The organism is Parageobacillus sp. G301 (assembly GCF_030268025.1).
Classification (GTDB): Bacteria; Bacillota; Bacilli; order Bacillales; family Anoxybacillaceae; genus Parageobacillus_B; species Parageobacillus_B toebii.
The window spans coordinates 188,838-204,853 of sequence record NZ_BSDB01000001.1; the positions used below are offsets into that span (position 1 = coordinate 188,838).

The window sequence follows — 16,016 nt, forward strand, 5'->3', positions numbered from 1 at the left end:
GGATTGAACAGATGAAGAGCCATTATGATGTCATTGTCGTCGGCGCAGGTCCGGCAGGCATTTTTACTTGCTATGAATTAACGCTGAAACTTCCGGGGGCGAACGTCCTGTTAATTGATAAAGGGCATGATATATATAAACGAAATTGTCCGATTCTTCAGAAAAAGATTGAGAAGTGTCCGCCGCCGGCCGGCAAAAAAGATTACTCCGGCTGTGTGCCGGCATGCTCGATCACGAACGGCTTCGGCGGGGCTGGTGCCTATTCGGACGGGAAATTTAACATCACCAGCGAATTCGGCGGCTGGATGACCGATTATTTGCCGGCTTCTAAAGTATTGGAACTCATCCGCTATGTTGATGAAATTAATTTAAAACACGGTGCGACAACATCCATTACCGATCCAATGACGGAGAAAGTCAAAGAAATTGAGCGCCGCGCTTACGCCGCTGGGCTGAAGCTATTGCGCGCCCAAGTCCGCCATTTAGGGACGGAACAAAACTTAGAAATTTTAAAAAGCATTTTCGAATATTTGCGTGAACGAATCGACATGCGCTTTAAAACGGAAGTGGAAGATATTATAACGGAAAAAACGAACGATGGGCATCGCGTGACAGGAGTAGTCCTGAAAAACGGAGAAACGCTGACGGCGGAGAAAGTCGTCATCGCACCGGGACGCGACGGCTCGGTATGGCTGACAAAAATATTGCGGAAGCGCCGCTTGCGCATGATGAACAACCAAGTCGATATTGGCGTGCGCGTGGAAACATCGAACATCGTCATGGAAGAAATTAATGAACATTTGTATGAAGGAAAATTTATTTTCAATACGTCGGTTGGAACGCAAGTCCGCACGTTTTGCAGCAATCCTTCGGGACACGTTGTCGTCGAAAACCATTCGGGCATCATGCTTGCGAACGGCCATGCGTACAGAGATCCAAAGCTTGGCAGCAACAACACAAACTTTGCTTTGCTTGTATCGCATAAATTTTCCGAACCATTTGATAAACCGAATGAATACGCCCATGAAATTTCGCGGCTGGCAAACGCCTTATCGAACGGCGGCATCATCGTGCAAAAGTATGGCGACATTTTAAAAGGAAGACGCTCTACCGAAAAACGGATTAAGGAAGGGTTTATTGAGCCAACGTTGAAAGAAGCGGTTCCTGGCGATTTAGGGCTTGTTCTTCCGTACAATACAATGAAAAGCATCATTGAAATGACGGAAGCGCTCAACCACGTCACACCTGGGATTGCTTCCGAGCATACGCTTTTTTACGGAGTCGAAGCGAAGTTTTATTCCGCCCGGCCAAAATTAAACGACCGATTTGAAACGGAAATTTCCGGACTGTATGTCGGTGGGGACGGTGCGGGAATTACGCGCGGCCTTGCCCAGGCAAGCGCCTGTGGCGTATGGATTGCACGCGACATCGTAGAAAAATTAACCAAATAACAGTAAAAGGATATGTGTCCTGTATGGATACATATCCTTTTTTATATGACTAGTGAAGGATTTTTCGTTCGTTTGCTCGAACAACCACATATTGAGGAGAAGGAGGAAAATTAAATGTTGAAGTTGAACCAGGCGATAAAACTGATCGAAGCAAAGCGGTATGAAGAAGCGCAAACGATATTGCAGTCGTTGCTTGATGTACATCCTCAAGATGGAGCCGTTTATTTTTATTATGCAGCTGCTTTGGATGCGTTAGGTTTGGAAAGAAGGGCAATTCCGTATTATGAAAAGGCGATTGTTTATGGTATTGAAGGCGAACTTCGTCAGAAAGCATTTATCCAATTAGGAAGCAGTTATCGCTGTATAGGCGAGTAGAAGAGTCAGCAAACGTATTGGCACAGGGATTAAAAGAGTTCCCCGAGAATGTAGCCTTACAAGCATTTTTGGCAATGACGCTTTATCATATGGGAGAAGAAAAAAGGGCGGTATCAATGTTGATTCATGCGCTAGTCGCTTCTTCCCCCGATCCTTGGATAAAAACATATGAAAAAGCGTTAATATTTTACGCCGACCATCTTGATGAAGCATGGGATCAAAATAGTTAACCTTTATAAAATTTTAGTTGACAATCTAACTTCACTTCCGATACGATAAATGTAATCATATGGAAAGGGGAGAGGAAGAATGCCAAATTGGTTGGAATTAGCCGATCGTGCCATCGAAGGGTACGAACTGACCGATGAAGAAGCGCAAGCAATTTTAGATTGTCCCGATGAAGAACTGCTTTTGCTGATGCAAGGCGCGTATAACATTCGCCGCACATATTACGGCAATAAAGTAAAGTTAAATATGATTATTAACGCGAAATCCGGGCTTTGTCCGGAAAACTGCGGATATTGCTCGCAGTCTGCCGTTTCGACAGCGCCGGTAAAAACGTATAAAATGGTTGATAAAGAAACGCTTATTCGCGGCGCGGAAGAAGCATATCGCATGCGCATAGGGACATACTGTATTGTCGCAAGCGGCCGCGGTCCGAGCGAAAAAGAAATCGACACCGTTGTTTCAGCGGTCAAAGAAATTAAAGAGCGCTTCGGTTTGAAAATTTGCGCATGCCTCGGCATTTTGAAACCAGAACAAGCAGCACGCCTGAAGGAAGCGGGAGTAGACCGCTACAACCATAACATTAACACATCAAAAGAACATCACCCGAACATCACGACTTCCCATACATATGATGACCGCGTAAGGACCGTTGAAACAGTAAAACAAGCTGGCATTTCTCCTTGTTCCGGCGTCATTATCGGCATGAAAGAAACGAAGCAAGATGTTATTAACATGGCACGGAGCCTGCGCATTCTTGATGCGGATTCCATTCCTATTAACTTTTTACACGCGATTGATGGCACGCCGCTTGAAGGAACAAATGAACTCGATCCACGATATTGTTTAAAAGTATTGGCATTGTTCCGCTATATGAATCCAACGAAAGAAATTCGCATCGCCGGCGGACGTGAAGTGAATTTACGCTCGCTTCAGCCGCTTGGCTTATATGCGGCAAATTCTATTTTTGTCGGCGATTATTTAACAACAGCTGGCCAAGAAAAATCAGAAGATTATCGGATGCTGGAGGATCTTGGCTTTGAAATTGATTTTGCCGAGGAACAGCAGGCTGTCTGTTAATGGTTGATTTACGCTGTCTCTTTTACGGGGACAGCTTTTTTTATAAAGTGCATGAATACGAATCAGTAACGAACAATAAAAAATAAAAGCAATGATGGGATGTGACATACGATGTACGAATGCATCATTATCGGGGGCGGCATTGCCGGATTGCAGGCGGCGATCCAGCTCGGCCGTTATCATCATCGCGTTCTTGTGATCGATGCAAACAACGGCCGTTCCACACTTTGCCGCGCGTATCATAATTTGCTCGGCTGGCCTGATGGCGTGAGCGGAGAAACGTTGCGCACGCTTGGAAGAAAACAAGCGGAACAATTAGGAGTGCATTTTGCCGATGATGAGGTGATTGCCGCCGAGAAAAAGGATAACGTATTTGTTCTGTTTGGGAAAAGAGGGAAAACGTATGAAAGCGAACGTCTCCTGTTGGCAACAGGAGTAAAAGATCGGATTCCACCAATTCCTAATCTCATTCCATGTTTAGGAACGAGCATTTACGTTTGTCCAGACTGCGACGGATATGAAGTGACAAACAAAAAAGTGATCATCCTCGGAGCGGGCACTGCCGGGGCGAATATGGCAATGACGCTGCTATATTGGACAAAGGACATTATCTATATTAATCACGATGGAGAAGAGTTATCGAAAAGTTGGCAACAGAAGCTGTCAGAACAAGGTATTCGATACATTCGCGAACCGATTGAATCAGTGTTAATAAAGGAAGGGCCAACGTTTTGCGGTGTTCGCTTGCAAAACGGTACAGAAATTTTTGGTGAACGTGGGTTTATCGCATTTGGAAATAATAAAGTCAATACAGAGCTTGCCAAACAACTTGGCGTGGAACGATTAGAAAACAAGCATATTCCTACAAATCCACGGACAAAACAAACAAATGTCCCGAATATTTGGGCGGCAGGGGACATTGGCGTTCATTCGGAACAAGTGACGATCGCCATGGGGGAAGGAACACAGGCAGCCATTTGGATTCATAAAAGCATTGTGAATGAACAAGGTGATCAAAACTAATAAGAAGCGTGCAACCCCTATTTTTCATAAGGTGAAACATAAAATAGTAATTTTTTTCATGAAAATGCATCTTTCAGCGTACTATTTCATTACAAGAAAAAAAGGGGGGATGGAAGCATCTATCATGAATTTTACATAAAATGCTTGACGATGATTAGCGAAGAAAAACGCGGCTTTAGTTGTTTGACAGATGACAAAATCAAAAAAACTCATTAAAATGAACAACAAAGAAAATAGAAGGGAGAGGATGAGGAACAATGGCGCGTTCGTTTTACCATTATTTATTGAAATTTCGTGATGGAAAAAAAGAAGATCCGTTCGTTCGGTTTGCTAACGGGGCATATTACGATCATAGTTTCCCGAAAACATCCACCGATTATGATGAAATTAGTCGATATTTAGAACTAAACGGTGATTACTTAGACAGCATGATTATATTTGACGAACTATGGGAACAGTTTTCACAGGAGGCGTAAAAGTCTTCCCATTCCCATATTTCTTTTTTGTAAGCGTTACCAAAACACTTTTTTCGGGATTGAAAGGGGTGTCCACTCATTTGTGTCTGCATATAATGTAGTATCACTGCTTTTAAACGGGGGATATAGATGAGTGGTGCAAAACGGCCAAAATTTTCTATTGGAGATATTGTCGTGAATATGTTGTATGGAACGGTCGGCACGATAACGAATATTCAACAAATAGATGATGCATTTTTATATGAAATTAATCACAGCCGCAGTTTATTTATGGAACATGCATTAGTTCTTTTATCAGAATTTACTGGCGATTTGTGGATTACGCAAGAAATAGAAGTGGAATTGCCGTTTTTCTTAGGTGAAATCGTTCGCGTCCACGATTACGGCGACGATCTATTTAAAGTGATTGGGGTGCGTACAGAAATTTATCGCTATCAAGAAGAAGGATGGGAAGAAATTGTCTATGAATTAAAACGATTGATCGACGGCTGGGAAATTGAAGTCAATATGGAGGATGTCGTTCCTTTAGCAGATGACGAAGAATCATCTGTCATTATTTTGCAAGATATTGTCCTATCGGCGCCGATAAAAGCATACGTGCTTCTTTCTCCTTCCGAGGAGACGACTCCATTACAGTCTGTTGATGAGCTGCTTGATATGTATAATGATTACAAATATTTATACGAATGGTTTGGTGATGAACAATATAAACAAATGATGGAAACAGTTGTAAAACGTTTACGAATTGTTGCCAATTACCATAATAAAAATTGAAGTAAAATGAAAATGAAATAAGGAATGCCAAGCAATATCATAGCTGCTTCCAGCAAATTTACAACTGTTTCCATTGTTTTATCGATGATTGACTGCTTGTCCATAAAAATTTCCCTCCGCTATTGTTTTTTCTGCTACTAATGTATGGGTGAAGAGGGAAAATTAGTACATAGATGATCAAATTCTTTTGACATAAAACGGTATAAGTGCACATAAAACATTACAAAGGGGGCGAGATGTGGTGAAGGAAATTGAGGTTGTTATTGATACGGAAGAAATTGCCGAATTTTTTTATCATGAATTGATCCGCCGCGGTTTTGTACCGACACAAACGGAACTAGAAGAACTAGCGGATATTACGTTTGATTATTTATTGGAAAAGTGTATTATTGATGAGGAGCTTGACATAGGAGACAACGACGAGTAAGCACTACTCGTCGTTTTTTATTGAACTGCTTTGACAGCTGCGTTTAGCGTTTGAATATTACGCATATAGTTTGCCGTTAAATCTTCTTCTTTCATAACAGGGATGGTTTCCATCATTTTGATAATAGTTTTATCTGTAAACCAGTCACGGCGGTCGGAAAATGGATGGGAGATATTCGGCCATACCGCCTCCAAACGTGGACTATAAATCCGGAAAGGATCTGCTTTTTCTGCAGAAAATAGCTGCGGCCAAAAATCGGCGCGTGTACCGGTATGCGCATGTTGTGAGGCAAATTGGTATGCTCGCTTTGCCAGCCGATTTTGAAAAAACAATACACTATAAAGTGATTTGCCGATATGAATACGATGATGGACATCCGCAAAATCACGAACGGTGGTGCCGGCAAGACGGATGTGGGGACCAGCCTGATACGGAATCAGCACATCATTAAAGCCAAGCCATTGTTCCGCAATAAATGGCATTGTCGACAGCACATGCGTCTGAAAAAATTTATTTTCCATCACTCTCTTTTGAATATACTGTTGTTCGTTAATAATCAACGCCACTGTGATTACTGGTGAATTTTTTGTTTCAAAAAAATATTCCCAAAATGGTTTCATAAAAGAAGAAACGAAAAAACAAGCCAGCAGATGAAATAACGGTTTTTTCTTTTGTTTGCTTTTTTCATATAACAAAAGTTGGGGGTAAGCGTCATGAAAGATAAGTGCGTTCGCTCTTTCTAAAAATAAAAAAAGCGGATGAATGTGTTCGGCAGGAAGAAGATGTGGAATGACACTTCCTTTTAAATCTGTCATATTCCATCCGCCATTCCGGGAAACGATATGCGCCAAAAATGCCCAATGTACTTCCGGATGACGCTCGAAAAACGCCAAATAGGCTGCTGTCCGTGTAATGTTATTGCGGTTATAATTCGCTGTTTTTTGTTTGATTTCGGAAACTATTTTACGTTCTTCCTCGGTGATGTGAGGGTGCGACGGGCGCTCCCATTGCTTCGAAAGTTGATGCAACAGCGATGAGGAAGCAATATGAATGTGGTGCCTATATAAAAAATAACGGTACAATGACTGCACCGGATGAGCGATTCGGGATAAAAAATCGTTTCGTTCTATGGCGACATCCCTCCTAGTATTCATTTTGGATGAAAGTGAAACGAAGCTCGGTTTATAAGTAATCTGTTCAAAAAGGAGCGATTGTGATGTTGAAAAAAATTATCAAAGCCATTTTCAAAGGCGGCATGTCGCATCATTATCATAAAGGCCATTACAGCAGCAGCGACCATTATCATAATTCAAAGGAGCATTATTCGCATACCCATCCTTCCCACTACTAAGCATTATAAAAAGAAACACCATAGCGGCAGCTTCTTTTCAAGCTTTTTTGGGAGTTAACGATGCGTCTACCTTATTTTTTCTCTTCGTTTGCCTGCTTATTCGAACACAGGTATTGAAAAGTCATTCGACAAAACAAGAGCATTTTTGCTGAAGGAATCGACATCGCTTATCACTAATATTTTATGAAATAAATGGGTAAAAGGAGCGATGTTGAATGGTACGTCTATTAATGAAAAAAATGCTCCATGTAGAGCGTAAGTATGATATCACTATATTTCAAACCCCAAATTTTGGGCAGACGAAAGGGTACAGACAAGTATACAGATTGACGATCAACGCGTCCAATCACCAGGAAGCATTATCACATCTTTATCGTATGTTTAACGTATCTGATTTAATGCCAAAAGATTATCAAGCCCGTTTTATGAGCACAGGAGATATCGTCTTAATTGATGAAGGACTAAAGGGACAAGTATATTACAAACTATGTCCGGAAGGATGGAAAAAAATTAATCGCATTCACATTCGTTAGTGTAAAAATTCTAAATATTCGGTTTAAAAAAGAAAAAATGATGATATAATGAAGAAAAAAGTCGAATAGTTTACGTAAATTTCGGGTATGGATAATAAAGGAAGGGAGGCGATCACTTGGAGCGAAAAGAGAATAGCCGCGAGTTTCCGAAACTAGCGCCGGGAATGGATGATGAAGAGGAGCTTAATGAAAAAGCGACAAAAGAAGAGATTGCCCAGGGGGAATATACAAAAGTAGTTGCTTTATCATTTGATGAAGTAGATCCTTCCACATAGAAACCCTTGTGTTACACAAGGGTTTCTAGATTATTTTTTCATATAAAAACAGTTTTTATCATTGATTGCATTGTTATGAATCCGGGTTGTCATGATGACCCGGCCCGTTTTTTCTGCCTCCCGCGGCAGAGAATTCTTTCGCATGAGCGGCATTCTCGGCAATCAACGCTTCTTTTGGGATATGGTTATTCTTTTTTTGACCGTTGATGCGGTTACGGTGTTTTTTACCCATAAACAGCTTCCTCCTTCTTATTGCATATAGCTAGGAAATCCTGTGACTGGAACGATCAGGTGAAGTGGAAAACGGTTTTGAACCGATCCGACAGGCGTTAAACACTCAATGTTACTTGTGGAACAAGAGCAAGTGCCTGCACACAGGTGTAGGAAAAATTAAAATCTGAGACTTTCCTCGTGCAGAGGTTCAATGTTAGTTTGTACAGTTAAAAACGGTTCATTCGCAAAAATTTTTCAGTTGAATGATGATGGGGAAGGGGAAACGATGATGGCCGCGCTTCTTGTTTCCTTGTTGCTTTGCGTGATATCTGCAGCCGTTTTGTTATTTGTCAAAGAACAAATAGAGCGAATATTTTTTCGTTGGAAAGACATTCCTTTTTTACATGTGATGAACGTGCTTATTGCAGGGTTGATTGTGGCAACTTCCTATTATATGTTTAGCGATATTGATGTGCATTTGCCAAAAATGACATGGACAAAACAGTTTTTGTACGTTTATGCAGGAGCAATAGAATTATTTCTCCCTATGTATATACTCGGCTGTTGGTTTGTTTGCAAACGAAAAGAACGGGAGAAAAAATATACACCGAGCAAAGATAAAAAAGTATTGTATATTAATGAAAAATATTTAGCGCGCCGTCGGGATGATTATCACTCGAAGACGTCATAAACAAAGGGAGAATATCCCTCCCTTAAAACTTTGTTTTTTCTTTTTTCGAAGTAGATGGTTGATTATTCGAACGGGATGATGGATTTGTTTTATTCGCATATTCCACTGCTTGTTCCAATTTCTTTTTCATCCGCGTGATGCCTCCTTTCGAAAGTTGAGACGAATGTATACAGCAAAAGTGCCATGAATGTTGCCAAGGGGTATACTCAGTATGCCCGTAGCGATTATTTTTTACACATCACACTGATTGTGTGATATGATAAAAAGGGCATAAAACGTGGTGCCAAAGAAGATAGGATGAATGAAGGAGGTATACCGCTTGAGCATTCATATCGAAGCAAAACAAGGAGAAATTGCCGATAAAATTTTGCTGCCGGGTGATCCGCTTCGCGCCCAATATATCGCGGAAACGTTTTTAGAAGGAGCGGCATGTTACAACCGAGTGCGCGGCATGCTTGGCTTTACTGGTACATATAAAGGCCATCGCATTTCCGTGCAAGGAACGGGAATGGGAGTTCCTTCAATTTCTATTTATGTCAATGAGTTAATCCAAAGCTATGGTGTACAAACATTAATTCGCGTCGGAACATGTGGAGCAATTCAAAAAGATGTGAACGTTCGTGATGTCATTTTAGCGATGAGCGCATCAACGGATTCGAATATGAACCGTTTGACTTTCCGCGGGCGGGATTATGCGCCGACAGCGCACTTTGATTTGTTGCGGACTGCTTATGAAGTCGGTGCCGAAAAAGGGCTGAAGTTAAAAGTTGGCAACGTCTTTACCGCTGATATGTTTTATAATGACCAACCGGACTGGGAAACATGGGCGCGTTACGGCGTTTTGGCTGTCGAAATGGAAACGGCGGCGCTATATACGTTAGCGGCAAAATTTGGTCGAAAAGCGCTTTCTGTACTAACGGTAAGTGACCATATTTTAACAGGAGAAGAAACAACAGCCCAAGAACGGCAAACCACGTTTAACGACATGATTGAAGTGGCGCTAGAAACGGCGATCCGTGTTGGATAATAGATGTTTAAGTTCAACGCGCGGCTATCATATTTCATTGTCATTCGCATTTAATTATAGCCGCTTCTAACAGTCATTGCGATGAAGTGGTGCCAAATATAGCGAAACGGGATATGCTAGAACGTGGGCTTTCTGTCGTGTATAGATTAGGAAAAGGTGAAATAATGAAACAGCTGTTTCGATGGATGATTTTTGTATTGCTTTTTTTATTTAGCGGATGCAGTCAATGGAATGATTTTTCAGGGGAACATGAAAAAGCATCAGATAAAACGAATAAACATATAATCACTCATCATGAAAAGAAAGAAAATGAAACGCCAAAAAAACCGGCTGATTCTAAAGATCGTGAAGCGATAGATCCGGATCTATTGTTAGAACCGGAATATTGGAATATTGTTGAAGTGCAAAACGGACAGAAAGTGGTTATGAACCCAAGTAATATATTAGCGCTTGTAAATAAAGAACAATCGCTGCCAGCTGCATATAAGCCGAATGATTTAGTTGCACCGCGCGTTCCGTTTTCGTTTGCCGAAAAAAATGTGGACAAGCGGTATATGCGCGCCGAGGCAGCGAAAGCGCTCGAAGCGTTATTTGCCGCTGCTCGTAAAGAAGGAATCCAGCTTGTAGCTGTATCTGGATATCGTTCATATGAGCGCCAGAAAATGATATTTGCGGAAGAAGTAAAAGAAAAAGGAAAAGAGAGGGCGATTCATGCGGTCGCACTGCCAGGACAGAGCGAACACCAAACTGGATTGGCAATGGATATAACAAGTCAAAGTGTTGGATACAAATTGACGACTGCTTTTGGAGAAACGAAAGAAGGAAAATGGGTCGCCCTGCATGCGCATGAGTACGGATTTATTATCCGCTACCCAAAAGGAAAAGAAGCGATTACGGGATACCAATATGAGCCGTGGCATCTTCGGTATGTCGGCACAAAAGCAGCAAAAGTGATGTTTGAAAGACAAATTACGTTAGAAGAGTATTTTAAAATCGTAAGGAAAATGTAAGGAGAAATTGCAAAAAGGCGAGATATAACCAAGACCAAATTTACGCCTTCTTTCATGTTGTAAAACATGGAAGGAGGTGTTTTTATTTTGTCCAAAACAAAAACGAAAAAATATACTCACAAATATTCTGATAAACCTTTCACCATTGACGATGCCCGAAATTTTGTATTGAAAGTAAAAAAACTTGAAGGCTGCACGGAATCAACGTTAAGAAATTACGAAAAAGTTTTTAACGATTTTGACCGATTTTTCGGGGAAAAGACGAACATAAAAACTCTCACAGTTGATGATGCAAGGAATTTCATGTATTGGCAACTCAACGAAAAAACTCAATATCTTAATCAGCCTACATGGAAAAATAAGAAAAAAGGTGTTTCAGTCAACACCGCTAATATGTACCTCAATTTTGCTAAAGGGGTTTTTAGAGTTTTAAAAGACGAAAACATTGTTGAAGAAAATATTTTCCAAAACATCAAACGAATTAAAGATTCTGAAAAGAAAATCGAAACACTTGCACCGCAGGAAATATCGAGGTTATTACGTTCGTTGGATTTAAAGTTATACGCAGAATTTCGCACATATGTAATGATTCATGTGCTTTTAGATACGTTCGGACGTATTGGAGAAATTTTATCACTCACTTGGAATGACGTTGATTTTGAACACCAATGTATAACATTCAAAAACACCAAAAACAGGAAAACTCGAATTGTACCGATCTCTAAGAAAACAGTAAAGCTACTTCAAGAATGGTATGACGAAATAGAGGAATTTGATAGTGAATATGTGTTTCTTACTAACACAGGAACACCACTTGACGCTAATACATTTCGAAAAAATCTTTATAGGTACGCAAAGCGTGCAGGAATTAAAAAAAGAGTTCATCCACATTTATTTAGACACTCTGCATCAGAGATGTTTTTGAGACAGAACGGTTCCATAAGGGTGCTTCAAAAAATTTTAGGGCATAGTGATCTAGCTGTAACATCACGATATGCTCACGTTCTTGATTCAACCATTCGGGAACAACATCAGCAGTTTTCGCCTTTGAATTTAATTGAGGAAAAAGAGAAGAGAAAAATCAAAAGAAAAGGGGTAGTCAAATGAAAACGGTAAAACTCACTGAAAAAGAAATTGCAACATTAAAAGCAGCTGTTTGGGGGCAATTACAAAACATCAATCGTGATATTCGTATCGCAAGCGAAACAGGAAAGGATACATCTATTCTCAGTGAAATGAAACGTGATCTCGAAACAGCATTTGAAGCACTATCGTTTGCACAATAATAAAAAAATCGGGAGTGATGCGGCAACATCACTCCCAGTTAGGATAGACACATTAAAAACTAATCGGGTACTTAAAGCATACACCATTTTAAAAAAATAGGCAAGTGTACGCTTATTTCAATGTGTCTATCCTATCGAACATATATTCGATAGGAGGATAGACAAAAAATGCGCAAACACACCATCATCGAACACCATCAATTCAAACAAATACTCCAATACCGCCCAGCCGTCACAAGTGAAACAGATCGTAATCGTATCAAAATGGACATGCTCCAATCCATCATTCAAGCCATCGGCGAAAAGTGGCTTCGCATGAAACAGGAGACGAAATCTGCCCTTGAATATCTTTGCTTCTTATCAATTGAACGTGGATTTGTATATGCTGGCTCACAGCATGTCGGGGAACGATATGATATTGATTCAAGAACCGTACGGCGTTACTTGCTTTTGCTCGAACAAAAAAGAGTCTTAAGACGGTTGTGGCGTTCTAGTACGAAGCAGAACGGTCGAGGGAAAGCTGTCATTTTCTTTACAGCCCATCCTTATTACGAAAAATATTGGCAGACATTATTTTTTTGGCATGAGTGTGACCAAGCACATGTCCAAGCTAAAAGTGTCCAAAATGCTAGAAAAATAGAGGGTTCAGACGAGCAAAATTTGTCCTTACCTAATACTTCACCAGATTTACAGATTAATAAAAATAATAATCATTTAAATGTTAATCATTCTAAAAAAGGGACATTTGTCAAATTCGTTTGCAAAGAAGTAAACAGAATCGCTTCCGGCCTTTTCAATGCTGAAACAATAAAATCAGCTTGGAACCGTGTGACACTTGCTTTCCGAAAAGCAATCCAGAAATTCGGTGACATCATTACTCATGCTGATCGGAAAAGAGTTGCGATTATTACATTTACAGCATTAAAGGATTATTTTGTGAAAGCTAAAGGACAAATACAATCAGACGAAATTTGCGCTCTAGCGTACTCTATTGCCTCGAATCAATTCGAGCAGCTATATCACTCACGCCAGTCATTCAAAACGAAACAAATTATTGTCAGACGTGAAATGCTACCTGATTGGTTCGAGGAACATCAGAAGCAATTCGAGCAATCATGTCAACAGACTGAAAAAGAAGTATATAGCGATGAAGAAATCCAACAGCTACGAGAACGGCTGGCAAAGTATCGTGAATAGCCCTCAGACGCTCATATTTCCACTGTATTGGGTTCTAGGTGGTGGGGTATTCTCATCCCTTCGTCATTTCCGTTCGTTATAGGACAAAATAAGGCGGTCTTGTTCCTTGAAAATTTTATAAAAAATTTTTCGAAAAGTACTTGTTTAAATTTAAACAGTTATGGTATATTAATTTTGCAAGGTTGTTTAAATTTAAACAAGGTTGTGATTAGGATGTTAGGACTTGAGTATATCGCTAGAGTTTTCAATATGTCATATACGGACATTGCTAAAGAAATCGGAGTAACACCACAGTATGTACAAAGTTGGGTTAGTATTAAAGACGGCAAACCACGAAGAAAAATATCTAAGGCCAATTTAGAAAAGTTGTCTAAATTATTCGGGCTACCAGAAGACTTTTTTCAAAAAGAACTAAACAGAGTGGAAATGGTTGATGTTCAGATTGCTTATTATCGAAAACTTGCTAAAGAAGAAGGAGAAATAGTAACGATACCTCAATATGACAGAGAAACTGGAGAATACTATGAAGTTGAAGAATTTTACAATCCTTATCATGATATTCTCTGGAAATTAAATTACAGAAGAAACAAAGAAATTGTGCTATTAGAGACAGAAAAACTTTTATTTGAGCAGTTTGAAACTAATGATAATGATGATGAACTTGATGAGTTTTGGAAATTATTAGATGGTTCAGCTTACACAGAAGTTTTAGAACGGGTTAATAAATTGTTCAAAAAGAAAAGTGACAAACATATTGAAGTACTACAATTGCTACTTGAATTGTTTTTTGTATGGGGAAAGCCTAGAGTGAATGTATCTGATGAACTCATCAATGATATGAGAATGTTGCTTAAAAAGCATAACATCGTTTTCCCGATCACATCTAAAATTGAATAATTCATTTTACTTTAAGGAGGTGGTGTGATTGATTGTGTGAGCGTGGGGCGGTAGTTGTCGTATGTCTGATTTTCGGTTAAAAAAATAATTAATCTAAGGAGGAATTTAAAATGAGAGGAAAACAAGCTTATATTTCATGCGGTAAATTATTTATGTCACCAGATGAAGTCATTGAGTTTTTGAGAAATGAAATTAACAATAATGAGAATGAATTTTTCAATTTCCCTCAAGTGTTTTCGGGTGAGTTTTTTGGGTCTTATGACAATAAAACGAAAAGCTGGAATGGAAGATTTATCGATGAAGATGGCTGGGAAAGTATTATTAAAAACAACGAAATAACTGAAATATATGAACCAGTAGATGAAGAATGCGATTGTGAATTTGAAATCGAAAAAGACTATATAAATTCATTTGCTGAATTTATTAAATTATTAAATCAAGGTAAAACAGTGTGGTTTGACCTTGAGGATGGCATGGGTTCTTTCGAAATTAATGAAGATAATAAAATCATAATGCATATAGTAAATGACGATGACGAGCATACATTAGTTGAAATTAAAACTTTGAATGCTCTAAAAGACATGTACAAAGAAAGCTTAAATCAAATTGGTTTATACGTTTCGCCAAATCTAATTGGATGGGCAAAATAAAAAAGGGAGGTTTAACAATTGTTTTATTTCTATAACGATCAATTTTTAACCGCTTGGGATTATATTGACGAATACATTGAATTTTTATGCTGCGATGATGGACAAACACTAATTGATGAGTATAAACGAAAAAATAAGAAAACGGGGGAATGTAAATGAACGCAATTCAGCTAAAAAATGAGCTATATACAATCGAATCAAACATTAAACAGGACATCACAAACTTTCATCAGCATGTCATGAATGCAACTCGTGATCTTATTTTCTACGAGCAAACCATTTACGAAAAAATGATGACATACCTTCTCATGATGAACAAAAAGGAAATGTCACCGGAAACATTTAAGGAAATGTTAGAAATGGTGATGGAAGGTCGAGAAGAAAAATGGCACATGGTTCGATATTATGCTGAAAATGCCGATTCATACTCAATCTTCAACGTCATTGTGTATTTGAAACGCATATGGCCGCAATATAAGAAGCTACATAGACAGTTTAAACGATTGCGTGCTAAGCTGATTGACGATCTCGGGGAATTGAAAACACTTATCGAATGTATTAAAGCGAAGCAGAAGAAAAATAAACGCACTATGCGAGCACTCGAAACGCTTCACGATCTCCATTATCAAGTACTTGAAGCGCTAACGATTGAACTTGGTACAATTGATTTTCGTAAATATCTCGAATATATGTTCATTGGCGATGCGACTATTTCAAAGAACGAATTCTTGAGTCTTCTCAACCTTGACCGTTCAAAACGCAGTCAAGAAACTATTCGCAATCTTCCAGAACGTATTGACCGTGATACATTTTTAGATGCTGTTTTTGTAGACAAAATTGAAGATGAATGGAACGATATATTTGGGGAAATGATATTCGATTCAGTGATGATTGCAAAAGACCGTGATCCAAAATTGAGACAGCGAATGCTGGATAAGATAGATGAAATCTTTGAGGGAAAATTGCCAATGTACAAAGCGACATATGATGAATACCTGCAACCAATAAAACTCGAACGCATGAAACCGAGATTACGCCTTGTGAAAAAATAAAAA

Annotated in this window: 24 protein-coding genes; 21 read left to right on the forward strand and 3 right to left on the reverse strand. The window is 39.4% G+C overall.

Translation table 11 applies throughout. The features are described 5' to 3' along the window. The first annotated feature begins 11 nt into the window (after nucleotides 1-11). The 7 genes from QSJ37_RS00975 (at nucleotide 12) to QSJ37_RS01005 (ending at nucleotide 5,404) form a co-directional block, all read left to right on the forward strand. A complete protein-coding gene (locus QSJ37_RS00975) occupies nucleotides 12-1,451 on the forward strand; it encodes an NAD(P)/FAD-dependent oxidoreductase (protein WP_285752847.1) in 1,440 nt (479 codons plus the stop codon). 114 nt (nucleotides 1,452-1,565) lie between these two features. Next, nucleotides 1,566-1,826, forward strand: a complete 261-nt coding sequence (locus QSJ37_RS00980; RefSeq protein WP_285752851.1) for a tetratricopeptide repeat protein — start codon at nucleotides 1,566-1,568, stop codon at nucleotides 1,824-1,826. 17 nt (nucleotides 1,827-1,843) lie between these two features. Continuing rightward, entirely contained in the window at nucleotides 1,844-2,056 is a 213-nt protein-coding gene (locus tag QSJ37_RS00985; protein ID WP_285752853.1) for a tetratricopeptide repeat protein, read from the forward strand. 79 nt (nucleotides 2,057-2,135) lie between these two features. After that, complete coding sequence (gene bioB, locus QSJ37_RS00990) at nucleotides 2,136-3,131, forward strand: biotin synthase BioB (protein WP_285752855.1); 996 nt, start codon at nucleotides 2,136-2,138, stop codon at nucleotides 3,129-3,131. 111 nt (nucleotides 3,132-3,242) lie between these two features. Continuing rightward, the gene (locus QSJ37_RS00995) at nucleotides 3,243-4,154 is read left to right on the forward strand and encodes an NAD(P)/FAD-dependent oxidoreductase (RefSeq protein WP_285752857.1); all 912 of its coding nucleotides are present in this window, start codon (nucleotides 3,243-3,245) and stop codon (nucleotides 4,152-4,154) included. Between the two features lie 257 nt (nucleotides 4,155-4,411). Continuing rightward, entirely contained in the window at nucleotides 4,412-4,630 is a 219-nt protein-coding gene (locus QSJ37_RS01000) for a YozE family protein (protein ID WP_285752859.1), read from the forward strand. A 129-nt stretch (nucleotides 4,631-4,759) separates the two neighbouring features. Continuing rightward, nucleotides 4,760-5,404 carry a hypothetical protein gene (locus QSJ37_RS01005; RefSeq protein WP_285752861.1) on the forward strand — a complete coding sequence of 215 codons (645 nt, stop codon included), beginning with the start codon at nucleotides 4,760-4,762 and terminating at the stop codon, nucleotides 5,402-5,404. On the opposite strand, the gene QSJ37_RS01010 is transcribed toward QSJ37_RS01005, so the two are convergent. Continuing rightward, on the reverse strand, nucleotides 5,386-5,508 hold the full coding sequence (locus QSJ37_RS01010; RefSeq protein WP_285752863.1) for a hypothetical protein: 123 nt from the start codon (nucleotides 5,506-5,508) through the stop codon (nucleotides 5,386-5,388). The two genes, QSJ37_RS01005 and QSJ37_RS01010, sit on opposite strands and share 19 nt — an antisense overlap. A gap of 137 nt (nucleotides 5,509-5,645) precedes the next feature. Here QSJ37_RS01010 and QSJ37_RS01015 point away from each other — a divergent pair, with 137 nt between their 5' ends. Beyond that, nucleotides 5,646-5,831, forward strand: coding sequence for a YozD family protein (locus QSJ37_RS01015; RefSeq protein ID WP_041269910.1), 186 nt, complete (start codon nucleotides 5,646-5,648; stop codon nucleotides 5,829-5,831). A 17-nt stretch (nucleotides 5,832-5,848) separates the two neighbouring features. Here the strand turns inward: QSJ37_RS01015 and QSJ37_RS01020 are convergent, their stop codons facing one another. Beyond that, nucleotides 5,849-6,985: a DUF2515 domain-containing protein gene (locus QSJ37_RS01020; RefSeq protein ID WP_352176757.1), complete on the reverse strand. Its 1,137-nt coding sequence runs from the start codon at nucleotides 6,983-6,985 to the stop codon at nucleotides 5,849-5,851. 62 nt (nucleotides 6,986-7,047) lie between these two features. Between QSJ37_RS01020 and QSJ37_RS01025 the strand changes: the two genes are divergently transcribed. The 3 genes from QSJ37_RS01025 (at nucleotide 7,048) to QSJ37_RS01035 (ending at nucleotide 7,990) form a co-directional block, all read left to right on the forward strand. Continuing rightward, nucleotides 7,048-7,182, forward strand: coding sequence for a hypothetical protein (locus QSJ37_RS01025; RefSeq protein WP_285752870.1), 135 nt, complete (start codon nucleotides 7,048-7,050; stop codon nucleotides 7,180-7,182). A 215-nt stretch (nucleotides 7,183-7,397) separates the two neighbouring features. After that, a complete protein-coding gene (locus QSJ37_RS01030; protein WP_285752873.1) occupies nucleotides 7,398-7,715 on the forward strand; it encodes a YodL domain-containing protein in 318 nt (105 codons plus the stop codon). A gap of 116 nt (nucleotides 7,716-7,831) precedes the next feature. After that, on the forward strand, nucleotides 7,832-7,990 hold the full coding sequence (locus QSJ37_RS01035; RefSeq protein ID WP_285752874.1) for a hypothetical protein: 159 nt from the start codon (nucleotides 7,832-7,834) through the stop codon (nucleotides 7,988-7,990). Between the two features lie 73 nt (nucleotides 7,991-8,063). Here QSJ37_RS01035 and QSJ37_RS01040 read toward each other — a convergent pair whose 3' ends face one another. Beyond that, nucleotides 8,064-8,222: a hypothetical protein gene (locus QSJ37_RS01040; RefSeq protein WP_285752876.1), complete on the reverse strand. Its 159-nt coding sequence runs from the start codon at nucleotides 8,220-8,222 to the stop codon at nucleotides 8,064-8,066. A 270-nt stretch (nucleotides 8,223-8,492) separates the two neighbouring features. Here QSJ37_RS01040 and QSJ37_RS01045 point away from each other — a divergent pair, with 270 nt between their 5' ends. From QSJ37_RS01045 to QSJ37_RS01090, 10 genes are all read left to right on the forward strand, one after another. After that, the gene (locus QSJ37_RS01045) at nucleotides 8,493-8,894 is read left to right on the forward strand and encodes a hypothetical protein (RefSeq protein WP_285754715.1); all 402 of its coding nucleotides are present in this window, start codon (nucleotides 8,493-8,495) and stop codon (nucleotides 8,892-8,894) included. 319 nt (nucleotides 8,895-9,213) lie between these two features. After that, nucleotides 9,214-9,921, forward strand: coding sequence for a purine-nucleoside phosphorylase (gene deoD, locus QSJ37_RS01050; RefSeq protein ID WP_285752878.1), 708 nt, complete (start codon nucleotides 9,214-9,216; stop codon nucleotides 9,919-9,921). Nucleotides 9,922-10,085: 164 nt separating this feature from the next. After that, entirely contained in the window at nucleotides 10,086-10,931 is an 846-nt protein-coding gene (locus QSJ37_RS01055) for a M15 family metallopeptidase (RefSeq protein WP_285752880.1), read from the forward strand. 87 nt (nucleotides 10,932-11,018) lie between these two features. Next, nucleotides 11,019-12,038 (forward strand): tyrosine-type recombinase/integrase, encoded by a 1,020-nt coding sequence (locus QSJ37_RS01060; protein WP_285752882.1) that lies wholly within the window; start codon nucleotides 11,019-11,021, stop codon nucleotides 12,036-12,038. Further along, on the forward strand, nucleotides 12,035-12,217 hold the full coding sequence (locus QSJ37_RS01065) for a hypothetical protein (protein ID WP_285752884.1): 183 nt from the start codon (nucleotides 12,035-12,037) through the stop codon (nucleotides 12,215-12,217). The genes QSJ37_RS01060 and QSJ37_RS01065 overlap by 4 nt, the downstream gene beginning before the upstream one ends. A 168-nt stretch (nucleotides 12,218-12,385) precedes the next feature. Continuing rightward, entirely contained in the window at nucleotides 12,386-13,414 is a 1,029-nt protein-coding gene (locus QSJ37_RS01070) for a hypothetical protein (RefSeq protein ID WP_285752886.1), read from the forward strand. Nucleotides 13,415-13,627: 213 nt separating this feature from the next. Further along, on the forward strand, nucleotides 13,628-14,311 hold the full coding sequence (locus QSJ37_RS01075) for a helix-turn-helix domain-containing protein (protein ID WP_285752888.1): 684 nt from the start codon (nucleotides 13,628-13,630) through the stop codon (nucleotides 14,309-14,311). A 110-nt stretch (nucleotides 14,312-14,421) separates the two neighbouring features. Next, nucleotides 14,422-14,961, forward strand: a complete 540-nt coding sequence (locus QSJ37_RS01080) for a hypothetical protein (RefSeq protein WP_285752890.1) — start codon at nucleotides 14,422-14,424, stop codon at nucleotides 14,959-14,961. Between the two features lie 18 nt (nucleotides 14,962-14,979). Next, nucleotides 14,980-15,120, forward strand: a complete 141-nt coding sequence (locus tag QSJ37_RS01085; RefSeq protein ID WP_285752892.1) for a hypothetical protein — start codon at nucleotides 14,980-14,982, stop codon at nucleotides 15,118-15,120. Continuing rightward, a complete protein-coding gene (locus QSJ37_RS01090) occupies nucleotides 15,117-16,013 on the forward strand; it encodes a hypothetical protein (RefSeq protein ID WP_285752894.1) in 897 nt (298 codons plus the stop codon). The genes QSJ37_RS01085 and QSJ37_RS01090 overlap by 4 nt, the downstream gene beginning before the upstream one ends. The last annotated feature ends 3 nt before the right edge of the window (nucleotides 16,014-16,016 follow it).

Coding starts and splice junctions, on each gene's coding strand:
- QSJ37_RS00975 (WP_285752847.1), top strand. CDS start 12: ATGAAGAGCCATTATGATGTCATTGTCGTCGGCGCAGGTCCGGCAGGC.
- QSJ37_RS00980 (WP_285752851.1), top strand. CDS start 1,566: ATGTTGAAGTTGAACCAGGCGATAAAACTGATCGAAGCAAAGCGGTAT.
- bioB (WP_285752855.1), top strand. CDS start 2,136: ATGCCAAATTGGTTGGAATTAGCCGATCGTGCCATCGAAGGGTACGAA.
- QSJ37_RS00995 (WP_285752857.1), top strand. CDS start 3,243: ATGTACGAATGCATCATTATCGGGGGCGGCATTGCCGGATTGCAGGCG.
- QSJ37_RS01000 (WP_285752859.1), top strand. CDS start 4,412: ATGGCGCGTTCGTTTTACCATTATTTATTGAAATTTCGTGATGGAAAA.
- QSJ37_RS01005 (WP_285752861.1), top strand. CDS start 4,760: ATGAGTGGTGCAAAACGGCCAAAATTTTCTATTGGAGATATTGTCGTG.
- QSJ37_RS01010 (WP_285752863.1), bottom strand. CDS start 5,508: ATGGACAAGCAGTCAATCATCGATAAAACAATGGAAACAGTTGTAAAT.
- QSJ37_RS01020 (WP_352176757.1), bottom strand. CDS start 6,985: ATGAATACTAGGAGGGATGTCGCCATAGAACGAAACGATTTTTTATCC.
- QSJ37_RS01025 (WP_285752870.1), top strand. CDS start 7,048: ATGTTGAAAAAAATTATCAAAGCCATTTTCAAAGGCGGCATGTCGCAT.
- QSJ37_RS01030 (WP_285752873.1), top strand. CDS start 7,398: ATGGTACGTCTATTAATGAAAAAAATGCTCCATGTAGAGCGTAAGTAT.
- QSJ37_RS01040 (WP_285752876.1), bottom strand. CDS start 8,222: ATGGGTAAAAAACACCGTAACCGCATCAACGGTCAAAAAAAGAATAAC.
- QSJ37_RS01045 (WP_285754715.1), top strand. CDS start 8,493: ATGGCCGCGCTTCTTGTTTCCTTGTTGCTTTGCGTGATATCTGCAGCC.
- QSJ37_RS01055 (WP_285752880.1), top strand. CDS start 10,086: ATGAAACAGCTGTTTCGATGGATGATTTTTGTATTGCTTTTTTTATTT.
- QSJ37_RS01065 (WP_285752884.1), top strand. CDS start 12,035: ATGAAAACGGTAAAACTCACTGAAAAAGAAATTGCAACATTAAAAGCA.
- QSJ37_RS01070 (WP_285752886.1), top strand. CDS start 12,386: ATGCGCAAACACACCATCATCGAACACCATCAATTCAAACAAATACTC.
- QSJ37_RS01075 (WP_285752888.1), top strand. CDS start 13,628: ATGTTAGGACTTGAGTATATCGCTAGAGTTTTCAATATGTCATATACG.
- QSJ37_RS01080 (WP_285752890.1), top strand. CDS start 14,422: ATGAGAGGAAAACAAGCTTATATTTCATGCGGTAAATTATTTATGTCA.
- QSJ37_RS01090 (WP_285752894.1), top strand. CDS start 15,117: ATGAACGCAATTCAGCTAAAAAATGAGCTATATACAATCGAATCAAAC.